The sequence below is a fragment of the Nitrobacter winogradskyi genome (assembly GCF_006539545.1).
Classification (GTDB): domain Bacteria; phylum Pseudomonadota; class Alphaproteobacteria; order Rhizobiales; family Xanthobacteraceae; genus Nitrobacter; species Nitrobacter winogradskyi_A.
Window position 1 is genome coordinate 1 of the sequence record NZ_BJNF01000054.1, and the last position, 16,880, is coordinate 16,880.

Here is a 16,880-nt window from a genome sequence, read left to right on the forward strand (position 1 = left end):
CGCTTCGGATTCCATCAGAAGCGGAAAGGCTCTAGCATTTCACCCGCCTTTGCTCGCGATCCACGGCCTGCTTCACCCCGGCGGAGGCGCGGGGATATTTGCGCGTGACCTCACCAAACGCTGCGCAGGCGGCCTCCTTTTCCTTCAGCGCGGCCAGCGATTGTCCGAGCCGCAGCAACGCATCGGCCACCTTCGCCGAACTGTCGTATTTTGTGGTGACGCCCAGGAAAGCTTCAGCGGCCTCACGATACTTCTGGCGCTGAAACAGGCTCTCTCCCAGCCAGTACTGCGCGTCACCCGTCAACGTATCGGAGGGGTATTTCTGGGTGAAACTGCGCATGGTTTCCTCGGCAAGCGCATAGTCCTTGCGCTGCATGTAGCCGATGCCAAGGTCGAATTCGTCGCGCGGCGTCGCCGACGGCGGCAGTGTCGTCAGGCCGCCCGTATTGAGCGGAGCGTTGCCGGCTGCCGGATAGCTCGCCGAAGAGCGTGGGCCGACATTGGCGAGATCGAGCGGAGCGCCAGCTTCACGACCACCCGGCGAGCCCACGGCCGCCGCAGGGATCGGCATCTGTCCACCGCCCAACGCGCGCGGCGCACCCGGAGCGTTGGGATTCTGGCTGGGATCGAAGGCATCCCCGCGACGGCCTTGCGCAGGAGCGGTCACGGCCTGCTCCTGCACGAGGGGCGGCTGACCTCCCCGCTGATCGTAACCCGGCTGCTGCGAGCCGGGAGCTTGTGGGCCGGGAGCTTGTGGGCCGGGACTTGCCGGCGCGGTCGCCGCGACACCGGATGACGCCTGCCCGGGCTGCAACTGCCGCAATTGTTGTTCGAGCATCCGATTGCGGTGCTGCAATTCTTCGTTCTGCCCGGTGAGCGTTCGGAGCTGCTGTTCCAGTTGCTGAACGCGGAGTTCAGGATCGACGTCGTATTGCGCGGACGCATGTGACGACAGCATGAGCATCGTGGCAACGGCCAGTGCGCGCGCAAACATCGGAGGTGTGGATGACATCTTGGCCTGTCGACTGAATATTAAAAGCCACATCGAAAGCGCACTCATTGAAAACCTGAGTACGCCGAAAATGTGACTCGGTCCAACACAATCACTTTACGACGATCTTGCACTTTACGACGATCTTGCACTTTAACGGCGGTCCTGCACTTTACGACGATCCTGTGGACGGTCTTCTCCTTGAATTGCTGAACACGAGAGCAGCAAACCCGCTGGCTTGCTACAGATGATGCGGTTTGCACCGATTATAATACAAGGCGGTCAGCTTTACTCCGTCGATCGTGAAGACGAAAAAAGCCGGCGCCCTGGGGCACCGGCTTGAAAACGACACGCGCGGCGCCTCAGGAACTGGCGTTGAGCACCGTGACGGCACGCCGGTTCTGGGACCAGCAGGAGATATCGTTGCAGACCGCGACCGGGCGCTCCTTGCCATAGGAAATGGTCCGCATCCGGCTTGGATCGATGCCACGCGACGCAAGGAAAGAACGAACAGACTGAGCGCGGCGGGCGCCGAGCGCGATATTGTACTCGCGGGTGCCTCGTTCATCCGCATGGCCTTCGATCGTGAAGGAATAACGGTGGTAGGTCTGCAGCCAGTGCGCCTGTTTTTCCAGTGTTGTTATCGCCTGCGGCGACAGGCTGGTCTGGTCGCTCTCGAAGAACACGCGGTCGCCGACATTGACCACGAAATCCTGCTGGCTGCCCGGCGCCGCCATGCCGGCCATCCCGCCGCGGCCGCCGCTCCCATCCATCGGATTTTTATTGGCGCAAGCGCCCATCGACAGCGCCGCCGCAAGCACGGCAGCGAGCTTCAATCCCCGGAGGAATCGCTTCTGATTTAACATTCCGGAGCCTCCACGCTCGCGTTTTCCACTGTTATCGCTCTACAGGGGGATGGTTAAGCGAACGTTCCGTCAACCTTGATGAGACGTTGCTCAAATGCATCAAATGCCATGTTTGCGAAAGAAGCGCCCGCGATGGTTAATGAGCAGCAAATGTGGCGCGAGGGTGGACCGGGAGCGATTTTCACAACCGCTACCGAGCGCCACCCCAAATAAGGCAACAGGCCGGATCAGGACTTGAGGGGACGATCGAGGGACTTGGGGACGATCGAGGGAAACGGAGAATCGACGGACGCGCGGGCCGAGGCGCCAACTCTGCGCTCGAACAGCATTCGACGTTCGAAATAGCTCGAACGGAGATACGGATAGCGGGTGAAGACCATTTCGCGCGAGGCCGGAAAATCGACCGCCATCAGGCAGATCGGCTTGATCAGCCCAGGATAGAGACGCGGCGGACTCAGCGGCTGGTGATTGAACAAGCGCCGGTAAAATGTGCGGTGCTCCGGGCGAACGGTGGCCAGACCGAGATCGGCGTCGAAGAAACTGCAGGCGACGAAGCAAAGTCGGAGCGTCAGGTAAGGCAGTTCAGGGTATCGGCCTGCAAGCTCCGGCTCGGCGACAAAGCGGGTCGGATCGACCATCACCTTGCCCCGATCCACCTCCGGCTGCAGGAAATCGTTAAACACATCCACCGACGGGGTAAGCGGATGCTGCGGCGATGAGATGCTGAGACGAATGGAACTGGCAAGCGTTCCATCCAGATAGACGCCGAAAATCCAGGAGTTCGGCATATCGTCGAAGCGATCGGAAATTCTGCGATCACTGTTACTCTCGATCGCGCCTTCATTCAGATAAGCGCGATATCGAAGGCGATAGATGATATCCTTGTCTGTCGGCGTCTCCACCAAACGATAATCGACCCGATCAAGAAGCTCGATGCCTCGTTCGACAGGCTTGACGATTGTCTGCTTAACGATTGTCTGTGGAGCCGGACTCATTAGAGCACCCCCCGAGCCGCCTGAGTTCCAGCCGGCGATCAAAGGTTAACGCTTCGTTAACCAATTGAAAAGGTAACAAAGCATTAGTGTTAACGCGTATCGTCATATTTTTTCATGCCGCGGCGCCACAAGCCACTTTCACGCTTTGAAATTAGAGGAACTCTATTCTGAAGATAAACGTGACGGCGGGTATTTAAGCGATCGACCGCACGGCCTTCACATTGTTATCATGCAGATAACGCCCATGAGAGGCGTCGAGCAGCTCACGGATGCGGGCCCCGGACACCGGCCGGCTGAACAGATAGCCCTGCGCTTCCGTCACGGTGCCGTCGACGCTGACGAGCTCAAGCTGCTCGGTGGTTTCGATGCCTTCGACGACGACGGCCATCCCGAGATCGGCGCTCAGCCGAGCCACACCGCGCAGCAGCATCAGCGGCCGGTCGGCATCGATCCCCTCCAGAAACGAGCGATCGATCTTGACTTTCTGGAGCGGGAAATTGTGCAGATAGCTGAGGCTTGAATACCCCGTACCGAAGTCGTCGAGTGAAATCTTCACGCCCGCGGAGTGCAGTTGCCTCAGCGCATCGTGCGTCCATTCCGTGTTGCGCAGCAACGACGACTCTGTAATCTCGATTTCAAGGCGGTGCGCCGGTAGACCTGAAACCTCAAGCGCATAGCGGACTTCGCTCAGAATGTCGCGCTGATGGAACTGCTGCGACGAGAAGTTGACGGCGACGCTGACGGCCTCCGGCCACCTCATGCATTCCATGCAGGCCTTGCGCAAAATCCAGCGGCCGAGATCAAGGATAAGCCCCATCTCCTCCGCCACCGGAATGATATCGATCGGTGAAACCATCCCGCGCGTCGGATGATTCCACCGCAGCAGCGCCTCGCAGGTGGTGATCCGCCCCGACTTCAGATGAACCAGCGGCTGATAGAACAGTTCGAATTCTTCCCTGGCCAACGCCTTGCGCAGATCGAGTTCGAGGACGCGGCGCGACTCGACCGTTTCGGCCATCTCGCCGCGGAAGAAGCAGAACGTTCCACGGCCGTCCGCCTTGGCACGGTAGAGCGCCATGTCGGCGTGCTTCAGAAGGTTATCGGCCGTGATGCCAGGTGATGTCAGCGCGATACCAATGCTCGCCCCGATCTCGACACGGTGGCGATCGACCTCGTACCGCTCCGCCAGCCGCTCGACGATACGGCGGGCGAGCGCGGACGCCTCCTCCGGCGACCGGATATTCTGCTGAAACACCACAAACTCGTCGCCACCAAACCGGGCGACGAAATCCTCCGGACGCAGCATTCCCCTCAACCGGTCGGCGACCATGCATAACAGGCGGTCGCCACAGGGATGACCGAGCGTATCGTTGATCTGCTTGAACTGATCGAGATCGATGAACAGCAGCGCGGAAAGCCGCGACTCCCCGTTCAGGGATGCCAGCAGACGTTCGATCTCGTCACGGAAGCTGAGCCTGTTGGGCAGTTCCGTCAAGGAATCGAAGCGGGCGAGATGATTGATCTTGGCTTCCGCCTTGCGTCGCTCCGTGATGTCCTCGACGAGGATAACCGTGCCTCCGCCGGCCATCGGCTGGAACGTCCACGACAGTGCCCGACCGCGTTCCAGATCCACGTCCGCGGTCACGATGGCGCCAGCCTGCGAATTCTCGGTCTCCGAGACAATCGCCCTCCCGTTTTCGGGTGACATCGTTCCGGCGGTCACGCATGCGGCAATCACATCCGCCGCGCCGACGCCGCGATGCACAAAATCGTCGGCGAGATGCATCATTTCGCTGAAACGATAGTTCATCACGCCCAGCCGGCCGTCTGCGCCGAACATGCACAGGCCATGGGGCATGTTGTTCAGCGCGGTGTCGAACTGGCCGGCGAGCGCGGCTTCGCGTTCGCGTGCGATCAAGGCGCGGAGAAAAATCTGCTGCAATCTGGTCGTGATCCTCTCCAGGCCAAGGAAATACAGCACAGTGAGAAGCGCCATCCCGAAGTAATAAGGGTCGCCTCGCAGCGCCATCGCCCCGGCCATCGGCCCGCAGGTCAGCAGAATCTGCAGGTGGAAAATCCATGGAAGCCCGTAGGCCCAGCCGGCGCCGGCCGCCACATATCCCGTGGTGACCGAAATGCAGATCATGTGCGCGACGGCGTCATCGGTCATCAAAAGCGCGATGGCGCACCAGGCGCCAAGGACAGTTGCGTAGAGCACCGCTCCGATCTGATAGCGAGCCTCCCACCGCCCCGCTTCGTTTACGGTCAATTCCGAACGGCGATTCTTGTATTTCACCATGTCGAAACTGCGGAGCAGGCCGATCAGGACCAGAAACAACGCGCAGGGCCACAGTAGATTGTTGCCGGTCTTCAATGCGGTCATGACCGCGGCAATCGCAGCGCAAGCCGCGCCAGCGAACATCGGCGCCGGGTTCTGGAACAGCGACCCCACGAGCGCCGCATATATCGCCGGCGACATCGTATCGGTATCGCGATGGTGGTCGACCAATTGCATCGGCTGCGCGCGCATCCTTTTATGGCGCGCACAGTGTTACCGGCCGCTCATGAAGCCTTTCTGAGCGAACATCGTTAGCGAGACGTTGAACCGATCATCGAAAGTGGGATTTTTTCGCGTGAACCAGCCGGTTACGCGACCGCGCCTGAACGATTAGTTCCTGCTCGGCTTACAAATGTTTCCACCGGGGGACAGCGAATGATGCAGGTGCCCGCGCGGCCTTTGATCTGCCACCGCTTCATGGAAGCGGCGAAAGACTCTACCTTTATGTTCTGACGCGTTTTCTTCACGCGAACCGGATTCCATCCTCAGGTCAAGCCCGAGGACATGCTTCGCTCGACAACGCTATGGCCACCGCGAAAGGCCCGGCCCAGAGTCTGTTTCAACTGCGTTGAATCCGATTCAACCGCGTTGAATCAGACCAGTCGCTCATCTTTTTGTTTGAGCATGATCTTTTCCTAAAACCGGTTTCCACTTTGCGCTGGCGCGACCCTTCGGGTCGGGATCATGCTCTAGGAGAGCAGCGGCGACCATGCCGGATCGGACGCGAAACCGGGCGTGGGAACTTTCAATTCGTTGCGGCCGGAGACATCGATCGTATGGAGCGATGGTCCGCTGTTACCGCCGGGATCGCGGAAGAACATCAGGACGCGGCCGTTGGGCGCGAAGGTCGGACCCTCGTTGTGAAATCCCGACGTCAGGATGCGTTCGCCGGAACCGTCCGGCTTGATGATGCCGATGGAAAACTGGCCGCCGCCCTGTTTGGTAAAGGCGATGTAATCACCCCGGGGCGACCAGACCGGCGTCGAATAGGAGCCCTCTCCGAACGAGATGCGTTGCGCTCCGCCGCCGGTCGCTCCCATCACATAAATCTGCGGCTTGCCGCCGCGATCCGACTCGAAACAGATTCGAGCGCCGTCCGGTGAATAGGAGGGCGAAGTGTCGATCGCCGGCGTGTCGGTCAGACGTGTCGTCGACTTCGAGCGCAGGTCCATCACGAACAGGTTCGAGTTTCCACCCTGCTGCAAACTCATGATGATGCGTTGGCCATCCGGCGCGAAACGCGGCGCGAACGACATGCCGGGGAAGTTGCCGACGATTTCGCGCTGTCCGGTTTCGATGTTGAAGAGATAGACCCGGGGATCGCCCTGCCCGAACTCCATATAGGTGACTTCCTGGGTCGACGGAGAAAAACGCGGCGTGATCACGAGGTCCGCGCCGCGCGTGAGATAGCGCACGTTGGCGCCGTCCTGATCCATCAGGGCCAGGCGCTTGACGCGGCGCTGCGACGACCCGCTCTCATCGACGAACACCACGCGGCTGTCGAAATAGCCCTTCTCGCCGGTGAGGCGTTCGTAAATCTGATCAGAGATGATGTGCGCAATGCGCCGCCAGTACTCCGGCGACGTAAAATACTGCTGGCCGGCGAGCTGCTGCCCGGTGGCGACATCCCAAAGGCGAAACTCGGCCTTGAGCCGCCCGTCTCCCTGACGCGTCATGCGTCCGGTCACCAGCGCCTGCGCGTTGATGGTTTTCCAGTTGTCGAACTGCGGCGGCACATCGATGTTGGTGATCTTCTCGATATACGCGGCCTGGTCGATCGGCGCGAACAATCCGCTGCGCTTGAGGTTGTTGGTGATGACCTTGGCGACGCCGGCGCCGACCTCGTTATCCGACGGTGTGCCTCCCACGAAGTTCGGAATGGCGATCGGAAGCGGCGCGACGTTGCCTTCGGTGATCTGGACCCGCGCCTGGCCGACGGCCTGCCGGCTGCCCAGCAACACGGCGGCCGATGCCATCCCGGAAATCATGTGTCGGCGGTTCAGGCGGAACGGCATTCTCTGCAATCCATTTCTCTCGATCATCGGTCAGACTTTTTCTTTTCCGCCACGTTCGCCGCAGCGCGCTTACAATTTTCGTTCCGTGAATACGGGTTCGAAAAATTTCCATTCATCGAAATAAGCCGCGGGCAGCTTGTATGGCTGGCATTGAATGATCGCGCGTAACGCGCTCTCCTGATAGACGCGGAAGTATGGCGTTGTCGGGTTGCTGATGGCCGTCGGCGTGGCCTCCAGCGTGCCGTCGCGCTTCAGCTTGATGCTGAAGATCGCCTCGGTCATCTGGGCTTCAAGCCCGCCATAGGGCTTCTTCCAGCAACGCTCGACCTGGGACTTGAACATCGAACCCCAGGTCGCGGAATTGTCCGCGGCCTTGCCGTGGGCCAATCCCAGCGCGGCGTTCGCATTCAGCGTGTCGCCGGTGACAGCATGACGGCTGGGATCGCGCTTGTCGAGCAGCGCCGCTATCTTTGATTGGTCGAACACACGCTCGGCCCTCTTCGCCTCCGCCTGGGCTTTCGCATCGGCTTCAGCCTTTGCCTCAGCTTTGGCCTTTGCCTCAGCCTTGGCCTCGGCTTTGGCCTTGGCGTCCGCTTTCGCCTTGGCCTCCGCTTTTGCTTTTGCCTTTGCCTCGGCTTTCGCCTTTGCCTCAGCCTGAGCCTTCGCTTCAGCTACGGCTTCCGCCTGGGCCTTCGCGGCCTCTGCCTTGGCTGCGGCCTCTGCTTGGGCTTTCGCATCCGCCTTGGCCTTTGCCTCTGCCGCTTTGGCTGCCGCCTCGGCCTTCGCCGCCGCTGCGGCCTCGGCAGCGGCCTTGTCATCAGGTTTCGGTTGTTCTTTGGGCGCGACATCGGTCACGACCGGCGGCTTCTTTTCGTCAATCTTGCCGACAGTGTCCTCCGGCGGCGGCGTTGCCTCGGCCACCTTCTCGACCAGGGGCTTCGGATTTTCCTTCTTGCCGGTTTTCATGCCGGCCGTGACGTGGGCAAGCTGATCGGCGGAGATGATGTCGACCGGCAGAGATTCCTCGGGTATCGATTCGAAAGCCTTCGACGAAAACGACACCAGCCCCCACCCGATCACGAGGACGTGCAGGGCAACCGACGCCGCCAGTGTCTTGTCGACCTTGACCCTCAACCTTACGATCCCTGCTCCACTTCGGTGACCAGCGCCAGACGCTTGAAGCCGGCGCCCGAAAGCCGGCCCATCACCCGCGCCACCGTGCCGTAGTCAGCCTTCTTGTCGGCACGCATGAAGATGCGCTCATCGAGACCGCCGCGCGCATCGGTGATCGCCGTCAGTTTCGGAACCAGTTCCTCCATCGTCACTTCGGTGTCGTTGATGAAAATCCGTCCCTGGGCATCGACCGACAACTGCAACGGTGTCTTGTCCTGCTCCAGGCTCTTGGCCTGGGTCTGCGGCAGATCGAGCGGCACGCCGACCGTCAACAGCGGCGCGGACACCATGAAGATGATCAACAGCACCAGCATGACGTCGACCATCGGCGTGACGTTGATCTCGGCCATCGGCTGTGACCGCCGCCGTCCCCGCCTTCCGCCCCCGCCGGAGGAAGGAGCTGCCGAATTCATAGCCATGATGGACCGCCCGCTTCCATGCCGTCCGACCTCACGCCCGCTCGTCGATCTGACGCGAGAGGATCGCGGAAAACTCGTCGGCGAAACCCTCCAGGCGCTGGGCCTGACGATTCACTTCCGCCGTGAACTTATTGTAGAAAATAGTCGCGGGAATGGCGGCGATAAGGCCGATCGCCGTTGCGAACAGCGCTTCGGCAATGCCCGGCGCCACCACCGCGAGCGAGGTGTTCTTCGACGCGGCAATCGACTGGAAGCTCGACATGATGCCCCACACAGTGCCGAACAGGCCCACGAAAGGACCGGCCGAGCCCACTGTCGCCAGCACCAGCAACCGCCGCTCCAGCCGCTCGACCTCCCGCGCGATGGAAACGTTCATCACTTTCTCGATCCGCATCTGAAGCCCGGCGATCGAACGCGCCTGACTTTCGAAAGACCGCTTCCACTCGCGCATCGCCGCGACGAAACACGCCGCCATCGACTGCGTCGGTTTGGCCGATAACGCCCGGTACAGGTCCTCGATCGATTCCCCCGACCAGAACGCCTGCTCGAAACGGTCCATCGCGCGCTTGGTACGGGCATAAAGAAACGTCTTGTCGATCGCGATGGCCCACACCCACACCGAGCAGGCCAGCAAGCCGAGCATGACCGCTTTCACGATCCAGTGAGCATGGAAAAAAAGCGTGATCAGCGACACGTCGGCTGAGGCCAGGGGCAAGGCTGACTGCGCCACGTCGGCCGGATTCATGAGCAGTTTCCTCTCAACGCAAGGTATCCTCGATCGACGCGGGGCGTGATCTCCGCCGCCGGTTTCGCGGCCACGAAGCGCACGCGGCGTGCCAGCGCCACGCGAAAGCCGGTTGAGTCACTTGGGGGGCCCGTCCAAAGCCGCAGCTTGCATCCCCTGCCAACGTGTCAAAACGAGGGCTAACAGCGCATCCTAAGCGCTGTAACCAAACGCTAATCATAGTTAAGACCAGGTTACCAAAGAAGAACCGCGGCTTTGAAATTGCTCTGGGTTTCAATCCTTGCTCACCGCGAGCCATACCCAGCAGACCCAGATGAAGAAAGCCCGCCTGTGGGACAGGCGGGCTTTCTTATCGATGGCGGGAGCCGGACAGTTTACAGCCCTGCCCTAGAGGAACTACTGGCCTTGCGGCCTTTCTTGCTGCGTGTCGTTCGGCGGCGTCGGCTGGGTGCGATGCTGCGCCATGAACGCATCGAACTCTTCCTTGTCCTTGGCGTGACGAAGGCGTTCGAGAAAATTCTTGAACTCCTTCTGCTCGTCTTCAAGCCGACGCAGCGTCTCCATGCGATATTCGTCGAAGGCGCGGTTACCGCTGGATGGCGCATTGAAACCGCGGAAGCCAAAACCGCAGCGTTCCATATTATGGCGCATCCGGTCCATCTTGTATTGCATTCGATCGGCGTTCCAGCAGCCCATTTTTCTGCTCCATAGTGTGTAGAGGAGAATCGCGACACCAATCGGCCACCACACCATGAAGCCGAGCACGATCAGAACAATGCGGAAGGGATGCCAGGGCGCATCCGTGAAGCGGGAAGACGGGTACTGGCCTTGGCCCCGCGCGGTGTTGGGACCATTCCAGCGATCGTAGTCAGCGGTGTGGGCCATGGGCCTTCTCCATGAACGGCGTCATGCCGCGTGAATGTAAATAACATTTACATAGGTAGGCGACTTGAGGTTTTTGTCAAGCGCGACTTTGCCCAGAAAATATCGAATGTTTACCGGCGCCGCGGTTCCCGAATGTGATGCCTCATCACATTCGAGAGCGCCTCACCTCAGGCACGCGGAGAAAACCCATCCATCAGAAGCTGTTGGCCGCTCGCCGGCGGCGCGGGATGAATCCGGTCCCGGATGGCGCACTGCTGAATCGGCCGATCAGGTCGCGGACTTTTGATCCCAGGGCCCCCGCGGCCGCCCGGTCGGAGCGTTTGGATCCTCGGGCGACCTGCGGTCGGTTGGGAAGCCGAGCCCGCGCAAATAAATCAGCACGCCGGCTTCGAGCAGATCCTCGGCGGACATCGGCATCTTGCGGCGCGCCGCGTCGCCGCGGCCAAACAGGGAAGCGATGCCGTGCGACATCGACCAGATGTGCAACGCCATCATCAAGGCCGGCGGTCGCGCGACGCCCGGCGGTGTCAGCGCGGCCAGTCGTTCCGCCGCGGCGCGAATGACGCTGAAGGCACGCTCACTGGCGGCCGACAGCATCGGATTGACATCGGTCGGCAGCCCGGATTCGAACATCGCCGAGTAGTAGGCTGGCTCATCGCGCGCGAAAGCGAGATAGGCGCGGCCGACACGCTCGAACGCACTGACGGTATCCGGGCGGCCGTCATCCCAGGCCCTGGTCAGCACCGCTTCGAACTGCTCGAAACCACGTTGCGCGATGCTGGCCAGCAGTTCATCACGGTCGCGAAAGTGCCGGTACGGCGCCGCCGGACTGACGCCCGCCGAACGCGCCGCATCGGCGAAGGTGAAACCCGCCGCGCCTTTCTCGGCGATGAGGCCGAGGGCCGCCTGCAGCAGGGCTTCCTTCAGATTGCCGTGATGGTAGCCCCGCTCCGGGCGGCGGTGATCCTTGCGCCAACTCATGTGAATGGTTTTTACATGAGCACGGGGAAAACGCTACTCGTTTCGTCCCGCTCCGGTGCAAGCAGCCAGTTGGAATCCGGCGCCGCGAAGCCGCAAAACCGTCGGCGAACCCCATGAAGGCGCGATTGAATCCGAGACCACGGTTCTTCAGGTGATAACCGCAGATCAGACCTGATCCGCCTTCATCGCGATGCGCAGCGGCTTCGGTATCGGCTTCGCCCGCCCGTCGGATATGAACGCCACCCTCACCCTCGCGTCCAGCAACAACGTGTCACCGCGCTTCACCTCCTGATGCAGCGTGATCGAGGCTCCGCGGACCTCCAGCGGCCGCGTGACGATGCCGAGGATGTCGTCCATGTGAGCGGGCTTAAGGAAATCGAGTTGCATCGAACGCACCACGAAAGCGAAGCCCGGCGCTTCGCTTTCGGCCTCCGCGAACAGCGCGCGCTGGTCGGCGCCGAGCAGCCGCAGATAGTTGCTGCGCCCGCGCTCCATGAAGCGCAGATAGTTGGCGTGATAGACAAGCCCCGAAAAATCCGTGTCCTCGTAATAGACGCGGATCTGCATATGATGCCTGCCGTCGCGGATCAAACCGTCGAGATGGCCGGTCTGCGGCGACGCATTCATCGATCTTCGTCCTGCCCGAACAATCCGAACTGCGCCGCATCGCGCGAGGGCTCGGCAAGGCCGAGATGACGGAAGGCGTGCGAGGTGAGCAACCGTCCGCGCGGCGTGCGCTGCAGGTAGCCGCACTGAATCAGATACGGCTCGATGATGTCTTCGATGGCGTCGCGCGGCTCCGACAACGCCGCCGCCATGGTTTCCACGCCCACCGGCCCGCCGCCGTAACTCAGCGCAATGGTGATGAGGTAGCGGCGATCCATGGCGTCGAGCCCCGCCGCGTCGACTTCGAGCGCGCCGAGCGCGTGATCGGCCACCGCGCGGTCGATCGCCGCCGCATCGGCGGCCTCGGCAAAGTCGCGCACCCGCCGCAACAGCCGCCCCGCGATGCGCGGCGTACCCCGCGCGCGGCGGGCGATCTCGTTGGCGCCGTCCGGCGTCATGCCGACATTGAGAACACGCGCGCCGCGGCTGACGATCTTCTCCAGCTCATCCTCGGTATAGAAGTTCAGCCGCACCGGAATCCCGAAACGGTCTCGCAGCGGATTGGTGAGAAGGCCGGCGCGCGTCGTCGCGCCCACCAGCGTGAATTTTGCAAGTTCGATCTTCACCGAACGCGCCGCCGGACCCTCGCCGATGATGAGGTCGAGCTGGAAATCCTCCATCGCCGGATACAGCACTTCCTCCACCGCCGGCGACAGGCGATGGATCTCGTCGATGAACAGAACGTCACGCTCTTCGAGGTTGGTCAGCAGCGCCGCGAGATCGCCGGCCTTGGCGATCACCGGACCGGATGTCGCGCGAAAGCCGACGCCGAGTTCGCGCGCGACGATCTGCGCCAGCGTGGTCTTCCCCAGACCGGGGGGACCGACGAACAGCACATGATCGAGCGCCTCTTCTCGTTTTCGAGCCGCGTCGATGAATATCTGCAGGTTGGCGCGCGCCTGGCGTTGACCGATGAACTCGGACAGCTTCTGCGGCCGCAGCGCGGTGTCGCCCACATCGTCAGCGTGGCGCTCGGGCGTGACGATGCGGGACGCCTCACTCACTTCGACAGTTCCTTCAAGCCGAGCCGGATCAGTTGCGCGGTCTCCGCGTTTTCGCCCGCGCCGCGCGCGGCCGCCGCGATCGCCGCGGTCGCCTGCGGCTGACCGTAGCCGAGATTGACCAGCGCCGAAATCGCATCCCTCATCGGGCGCGGCGCGCGCTGATCATCGATGGCGCCCGCGAGATGGACCACCGCCGGATCGACGTTGGCGAAGGACGGCGCTTTGTCCTTCAGTTCGGTGACGATGCGCTCGGCCACTTTCGGGCCGACGCCCGGAGTGCGCGCCACCGCAGCCTTGTCGCGGAGCGCAATGGCGCTCGCGAGATCAGCCGGGGACAAGGTGCCGAGCACCGCCAGCGCCACCCGCGCCCCGACGCCCTGCACCGTCTGCAGCAGGCGGAACCATTCACGCTCATGGTCGGTGCGAAAGCCGAACAGCTTGATCTGGTCCTCACGCACATAGGTCTCGATCGATAGCACCGCCGCCTCGCCCGGCGGCGGCAGCGCCTGCAGCGTGCGCGACGCGCAATGCACCTGATAGCCGACGCCGCCGACGTCGAGGATCACGTAATCCTCGCCATAGGAGTCGATGATGCCCTTGAGCTTGCCGATCATGAAATGGCTTTCTCGCCTCTCCCGCTCATCCCGCCGCCTTCATCCGCGCCGCGAGCGCCGCGCTCTTCCGGTGATGCGCGTGGGTGATGGCGATGGCGAGCGCGTCGGCCGCGTCGGCGCTTGCCGGATCGGCTTTCGGCAGCAGGATTTTCAGCATCGCCTGGATCTGGGTCTTGTCGGCATGGCCCGCGCCGACCACGGTCTTCTTCACCTGATTGGGCGCATACTCCGCCACCGCGATGCCGAACATCGCCGGCGCCAGCATGGCGACGCCGCGCGCCTGCCCGAGCTTCAGCGTGGCCACGCCGTCCTTGTTGACGAAGGTCTGCTCGATCGCGGCCTCGCTGGGACGGAATCGGTCGAGCACCGCGCCGAGTCCGGCATGGATCGCCAGCAGCCGGCTCGCCAGCGCCATGTGCTCGCGCGTCTCGACCGAACCGCACCCCACGAACATCAGGCGATTGCCGTCAATGTCGAGCACGCCCCAGCCGGTGCGGCGGAGACCCGGATCGATGCCCAGAATGCGAATCGGTGAGGAGATCATGCCGCATGTTATAGCGTTTCCAGACGAAGCGCCGTGGTTTGTCGAACCTTGCCGGTTCCGGTAACGACAAAGCCGTAGCTGCCTTCCGTTGATCCGATCGATCTCCTGTTCGGCTGAACAGCGATCCGCTAGAGCGGGATGAGGAAAAGCGCGGTGCGGTTTTCCGCCCGCATCCCGCGTCTCAAAATATTGGAATCGATCACCTTCATGGTTTTGGATCGATTCGATCCAGAACCATCGTGATCCAGGAAACAGGGTGGCTGGGACAATCATCGAGGTAGCGGCGCATCCGCGCCGAGACCCGGACGGAAGGGAGATCTCCAGCGCCATGCGGATCACAGTTGCCATTTTCGTCATAACGACGATCGCCGGAATCGCGGCTTCGGCCAGTTGGGCAAACGCGACGCAAAACCGCTTCACGTCCATCGCCAACAAGGACTGCACCTTCGCTCCGATCGGCAACGAGCCTGAGGACGCGGAGGATCAGCTCAAGACATGTCCGGGCGTCGGCGGCGCGCAGGTGCTGGTCAACGCCCTCGGGACCCGGCTGCGGATCGGCTTTCGCTGGCCCAAGGGAGGTCAACCGCAAAAGATCATCTGGGCGGTGGAGGCATGGTCCGCCGGACTGACCATCAACTGGCGCGGATCAGGCAATGACAAGACGTTCGAGCCTTACGCCGCGATCGTCAGGATGAAGTTCCAGAAACAGGATCTGCCGGTTGCCGGTGACCAGATACTGGCCGTGATCCGGATCGCGCCGGATACCGCCTGCGTCATGGGCGCCGTCGATGCGGGAGCGAACCCGAACGCCAATGAGGCTGCGCATGCGCTTGCCGACGCGGCGCCATCGTTCGCATGCGGCAAGGACAAACCGACGATCGGCGGCGTGAGCACCAGGGCCGCGGAAGAAATCGCGCGGGGCATCGCGGAACAATGAGCAGGAGCGTTTTCGAGCGAAGCATGTCCTCGGGCTTGCGCCCGAGGACGGATACCGGACTGACTACAGTAATGTCCCGCTCAGGATCAGCAGCGCGACGCTGAAGTAGATCATCAGCCCTGTGACGTCGACCAGCGTGGCCACCAGCGGCGCCGACGCGCTCGCGGGGTCGAAGCCGGCTCTTTGCAGCATGAACGGGAGCATCGATCCCGCCACCGAGCCGAACACCACGACGCCGATCAGCGCAGCCGCGACGGTCAGCCCGATCAGCATCCAGTGCTCGCCGTAATCATAGATGCCGAACTTCTGCCAGGCCACCACGCGGACCAGCCCGATCGCGCCCAGCATGGCGCCGAGGATCAGCCCCGTCGGCAGTTCGAGCAGCGCCACGCGCCACCAGTCGCCGAGCTTGACCTCGCGCAACGCCAGCGCGCGGATCAGGAGCGAGGTCGCCTGCGAGCCGGAGTTACCGCCGGAACTCATGATCAGCGGGATGAACAGCGTCAGCACGATGGCCTTCTCCAGTTCGCCCTCGAAGTGCTGCATGGCGCTCGCGGTCAACAGCTCGCCGAGAAACAGCACGCAGAGCCAGCCGCCGCGCTTGCGGATCATGCCCGGCAGCCCGATCTGCAGATAGGGCTGGTCGGTCGCGGCCATGCCGCCGAATTTCTGGGCGTCCTCGGTGTTCTCCTCGATGATGGCGTCGATGATGTCGTCGACCGTGACGATGCCGAGGACATGACCCGCCTTGTCCACGACAGGCACCGCCAGCATGTCGTGGCGCGAGATCAGCCGGGCCACCTCTTCGCGATCCGTCAGCGGGGAGGTGGTGATCGGGGAGCGCGCAAGCTCGGCGATCCGGGCCGAAGGCTCGCCGGAGATCAGCCGCCGCAGCGACACCGCGCCGACCAGGCGGCGGGTGAAGGCGTCCAGCACATAGATGGCGTAGACGGTCTCGCGGGTCCGCTCGACCTGGCGGATGTGCTGCAACGTGCGCTCCGCCGTCCAGGTCGCGGGCACGGTGACGAATTCGGTGGTCATCATCGCGCCAGCGGTGTTTTCCGGATAGGCGAGCAGACCCTCGATGGTCGTGCGCGTCGGCTCGTCGAGAGCCTGCATCAACTCGGTGCGGGCCGGCTCATCGAGTTGCTGAACGATGTCCGCGGCCATGTCGGCGGACATGCCCGCCAGCAGGATGGTCGCCGTCTGCCGCGGCAGCGCCACAACGATCTCGGGGCCGAAATTCAGCTCCGGCTTGTCGAGAATCTCGATCGAAATATCGACCGGCAGGAGCACCAGAACCGCCGCGGCGTCCTGCGGTTCGAGCTGGTTGAGAATCTCGACGTTATCGGCGACATGGCCGCCGCTCAAGCGCGAGGCCAGCGCGAACACATCGAGATCGCCGTCCGTTGTGGCGGTGTGGGTATCCGTCATAGCTCACCTTCGTGGTCTGCCGGCAACGGCAGGCCTGGCGAGCTTCATCAAGCTTTCAGACCGGCGCCGCTGTCGGCGAAGTATGTGGCGAGGTACCTTGCAAGGTACCTGGACTGTCGCTTGGCATTTGTATGATGTTCCCGTGATGGGCGTGCGACCAGGGCCGCAACATCCCGCTTCGCTGACATGATCCTTCAGCCGAACCACGTCAAGAAAAAAGGCGTGGAAAGAACCAAGAATGGCTGTTCAGGTTGCCACCATGCCCGCCTTGCG

Annotated in this window: 16 protein-coding genes; 1 reads left to right on the forward strand and 15 read right to left on the reverse strand. The window is 62.3% G+C overall.

The window, feature by feature from the left end:
• Positions 1-31: 31 nt before the first annotated feature.
• From ybgF to ruvC, 14 genes are all read right to left on the reverse strand, one after another.
• Positions 32-1,012 (reverse strand): tol-pal system protein YbgF, encoded by a 981-nt coding sequence (ybgF, locus tag NWI01_RS10360; protein ID WP_141383769.1) that lies wholly within the window; start codon positions 1,010-1,012, stop codon positions 32-34.
• A 341-nt stretch (positions 1,013-1,353) separates the two neighbouring features.
• Complete coding sequence (pal, locus tag NWI01_RS10365) at positions 1,354-1,857, reverse strand: peptidoglycan-associated lipoprotein Pal (RefSeq protein WP_011315913.1); 504 nt, start codon at positions 1,855-1,857, stop codon at positions 1,354-1,356.
• 227 nt (positions 1,858-2,084) lie between these two features.
• Entirely contained in the window at positions 2,085-2,852 is a 768-nt protein-coding gene (locus NWI01_RS10370) for an N-acyl amino acid synthase FeeM domain-containing protein (protein WP_141383770.1), read from the reverse strand.
• A 193-nt stretch (positions 2,853-3,045) separates the two neighbouring features.
• Positions 3,046-5,367, reverse strand: coding sequence for a putative bifunctional diguanylate cyclase/phosphodiesterase (locus tag NWI01_RS10375; RefSeq protein ID WP_141383771.1), 2,322 nt, complete (start codon positions 5,365-5,367; stop codon positions 3,046-3,048).
• A gap of 512 nt (positions 5,368-5,879) precedes the next feature.
• Positions 5,880-7,205, reverse strand: coding sequence for a Tol-Pal system beta propeller repeat protein TolB (tolB, locus tag NWI01_RS10380; RefSeq protein ID WP_141383772.1), 1,326 nt, complete (start codon positions 7,203-7,205; stop codon positions 5,880-5,882).
• 69 nt (positions 7,206-7,274) lie between these two features.
• Positions 7,275-8,339 (reverse strand): cell envelope integrity protein TolA, encoded by a 1,065-nt coding sequence (gene tolA / locus NWI01_RS10385; RefSeq protein WP_141383773.1) that lies wholly within the window; start codon positions 8,337-8,339, stop codon positions 7,275-7,277.
• A gap of 2 nt (positions 8,340-8,341) precedes the next feature.
• Positions 8,342-8,797, reverse strand: coding sequence for a protein TolR (gene tolR / locus NWI01_RS10390; RefSeq protein ID WP_141383774.1), 456 nt, complete (start codon positions 8,795-8,797; stop codon positions 8,342-8,344).
• 31 nt (positions 8,798-8,828) lie between these two features.
• Positions 8,829-9,542, reverse strand: coding sequence for a protein TolQ (gene tolQ, locus NWI01_RS10395; RefSeq protein ID WP_011315919.1), 714 nt, complete (start codon positions 9,540-9,542; stop codon positions 8,829-8,831).
• Positions 9,543-9,938: 396 nt separating this feature from the next.
• Positions 9,939-10,427, reverse strand: coding sequence for a DUF2852 domain-containing protein (locus tag NWI01_RS10400; RefSeq protein ID WP_141383775.1), 489 nt, complete (start codon positions 10,425-10,427; stop codon positions 9,939-9,941).
• 267 nt (positions 10,428-10,694) lie between these two features.
• Positions 10,695-11,408, reverse strand: a complete 714-nt coding sequence (locus NWI01_RS10405) for a TetR/AcrR family transcriptional regulator (RefSeq protein ID WP_141383776.1) — start codon at positions 11,406-11,408, stop codon at positions 10,695-10,697.
• Between the two features lie 165 nt (positions 11,409-11,573).
• Positions 11,574-12,035 (reverse strand): tol-pal system-associated acyl-CoA thioesterase, encoded by a 462-nt coding sequence (ybgC, locus tag NWI01_RS10410; protein ID WP_141383777.1) that lies wholly within the window; start codon positions 12,033-12,035, stop codon positions 11,574-11,576.
• A complete protein-coding gene (ruvB, locus tag NWI01_RS10415) occupies positions 12,032-13,078 on the reverse strand; it encodes a Holliday junction branch migration DNA helicase RuvB (protein WP_141383778.1) in 1,047 nt (348 codons plus the stop codon). The genes ybgC and ruvB overlap by 4 nt, the downstream gene beginning before the upstream one ends.
• Entirely contained in the window at positions 13,075-13,692 is a 618-nt protein-coding gene (gene ruvA / locus NWI01_RS10420) for a Holliday junction branch migration protein RuvA (RefSeq protein WP_141383779.1), read from the reverse strand. Before ruvA ends, ruvB begins: the two co-directional genes overlap by 4 nt.
• Before the next feature lie 25 nt (positions 13,693-13,717).
• Positions 13,718-14,236: a crossover junction endodeoxyribonuclease RuvC gene (gene ruvC / locus NWI01_RS10425; RefSeq protein WP_141383780.1), complete on the reverse strand. Its 519-nt coding sequence runs from the start codon at positions 14,234-14,236 to the stop codon at positions 13,718-13,720.
• Positions 14,237-14,564: 328 nt separating this feature from the next.
• Here ruvC and NWI01_RS10430 point away from each other — a divergent pair, with 328 nt between their 5' ends.
• Positions 14,565-15,173 carry a hypothetical protein gene (locus NWI01_RS10430; RefSeq protein WP_141383781.1) on the forward strand — a complete coding sequence of 203 codons (609 nt, stop codon included), beginning with the start codon at positions 14,565-14,567 and terminating at the stop codon, positions 15,171-15,173.
• 63 nt (positions 15,174-15,236) lie between these two features.
• Here the strand turns inward: NWI01_RS10430 and mgtE are convergent, their stop codons facing one another.
• Positions 15,237-16,607 carry a magnesium transporter gene (mgtE, locus tag NWI01_RS10435; protein ID WP_141383782.1) on the reverse strand — a complete coding sequence of 457 codons (1,371 nt, stop codon included), beginning with the start codon at positions 16,605-16,607 and terminating at the stop codon, positions 15,237-15,239.
• Positions 16,608-16,880 lie beyond the last annotated feature (273 nt).